Below are 2,094 nucleotides of genomic sequence, written 5' to 3' on the forward strand. Positions count from 1 at the left end.
AATTGCACGTCCTAACGCAACACGCTGACGCTGACCGCCGGAAAGAGCTTTTGGCTTACGATCTAAGTATTGCTCCAGTCCAAGGATACGAGCTGCTTCTTTTACACGCTTCTCAATTTCCGCTTTGTCAAATTTCCGAAGCTTTAAGCCGAATGCCATATTGTCATATACGCTCATGTGAGGATATAACGCATAGTTTTGGAATACCATCGCAATGTCACGATCTTTTGGTGCTACATCGTTCACGCGTCTGCCGTCAATGGAGAAATCACCTTTGGAGATTTCTTCTAATCCTGCAATCATGCGAAGTGTTGTAGATTTACCGCAGCCGGAAGGACCTACGAATACGATGAATTCTTTATCTGCAATGTGAAGGTTAAAATCTGTTACCGCTGTTACATTATTATCGTAAATTTTATAAATATGATCTAATTTTAATTCAGCCATGTTGATTACCCCCTGCATAAATTGAAATCGTTTTCTTGTTACTAAGTGTATCTCAAATGGTCCAAGCTGGAAATGGGAAACCTGAATAAAAAAAACGCTTTCATTTGTGCAACGTTTACAAACTCAAGAGGGGGAATCCTGCATAAGCAAGGCCATATATACAGCAACCGCACCTTTGAATGTTTTAATATCAATTCCTGTTCTTTCTATGAATTTATCAACACGGTATTGCACGCTATTGCGGTGCATATATTGCTTTTTAGCGGCGAGGGATACATTCAAATTACATTCCAGATACGTTCGCACAGTTGTTAACAATTCTTGATCGTCTTGTGTTTCGCCAAATAGAAGCGGAAGCAGATGTACATCCTGCTTTTCTAAAAATAAATAGGGCAGTACATCCTCTAATCTGTAAATATGCTGCTTCTTTAGGTGTGACTGAGCTGTTTGAAAGCAAGCCTGCTCCCAGTGAAACTGTTGCAAAAGAGATGGTTGCACGAGATGCAGCCTCCCGATGAGAATGCTCGGTGTAATTAGGAAGTCCGTTGTCAATGCATCGAACGCTTCAAAATCGAGTTCTGTCTCCGGCTTCACATGCGGGTATGTCTCTATAATGACACCGCTTTTGTTTGTTTGCCATAGAATTATGAATGAAGAAGAGAGCAATCCTTGCAGCGCCTCTTCTAATGCCTGCTTCTCGAAAAATGATTCTTTCATGGCAAAATGAAGAAAGCGTACGGTTTTCATTTGTCCATGAAAGGGAATCGAATGCACATCCTCGGCTGATTGAAATAAAAACCTCTTCCAAGCGTGCTGTTCGCTAGAAATACTAAGCTCTTCGTCAGATACAGGAGTTAAAAATACTGAAAGCAGCTCCTCATCTTTTTTCGTCAGCATTTTCTTTTCAATGCCAATAGTGTTGTCTTGTTCATCTGTGTACCAGCAATATTCCTCATAATTGTTTGGTGTTGTGTCTGTTACAATATGTCCTTGATAATACCGCTTTAGTTTCTCCAGCATGAGTGTCTCCTAACTAAAAATGAGTTTTTACAGTATTTTATCACAGGGCTGTGTGAAACGTAATGTTTGATTAGCATGCTATGTGGCAGGAACCAGGAGGAAACTTTTAGCTAGAAGTGAATTCGGCGCAGCAGAAAATGTGAGAATGTAATGAAAATCCCCTGTATGTACATTACTCTTAAAAAGGTTTAACAATGAGATATTGCTATTTACAGTGGATTATTGTAAAATTTAACATATTATAAATTATATGTATGAAGTACGAAACTTCAAAAGCGCTGACAAGGACATGAGTTACTTTTTCCGGTTTCCAGAGAGGGAAGAAAAGCTGCGAACTTCCTAACGCAGGAAAGTAATCTTACCGCCTTTGAGCTGTATTGGGGAATCTAAGTATCCAATACCGTCTATGCTACGTTACAGCACCAAAGCCATCAGTTATCTTTTTAACTTATGGGAAATTGGGTGGAACCACGGGTATAACGCACTCGTCCCTTGCTGAGGGATGAGTGCGTTTTTATTTGTTTTAAAAAAATAAAAAATGCGATGAAAAGGACATGAATTATTTTTACGGTTTTCAGAGAGGGAAGGAAAAGCTGCGAACTTCCTAGCTTAGGAAAATAATTTACC

2 protein-coding genes and 1 other annotated feature are annotated in these 2,094 nt (G+C 39.5%); both genes read right to left on the minus strand.

What is annotated here, in order from left to right; translation table 11 throughout:
- A partial coding sequence (locus EP737_RS23350) for an ABC transporter ATP-binding protein (RefSeq protein ID WP_129731531.1) occupies positions 1–447 on the minus strand: 447 nt, incomplete at its 3' end.
- Between the two features lie 123 nt (positions 448–570).
- On the minus strand, positions 571–1,467 hold the full coding sequence (locus EP737_RS23355; RefSeq protein ID WP_129731533.1) for a PucR family transcriptional regulator: 897 nt from the start codon (positions 1,465–1,467) through the stop codon (positions 571–573).
- Positions 1,468–1,736: 269 nt separating this feature from the next.
- Positions 1,737–1,963: a binding site (T-box leader), on the plus strand.
- The last annotated feature ends 131 nt before the right edge of the window (positions 1,964–2,094 follow it).

The organism is Ectobacillus funiculus (genome assembly GCF_004138295.1).
GTDB lineage: Bacteria > Bacillota > Bacilli > Bacillales > Bacillaceae_G > Ectobacillus > Ectobacillus funiculus.

What these genes read in the sequence shown, in the direction of transcription:
- EP737_RS23355 (WP_129731533.1), bottom strand. Translation starts at nt 1,467, where the DNA reads ATGCTGGAGAAACTAAAGCGGTATTATCAAGGACATATTGTAACAGAC.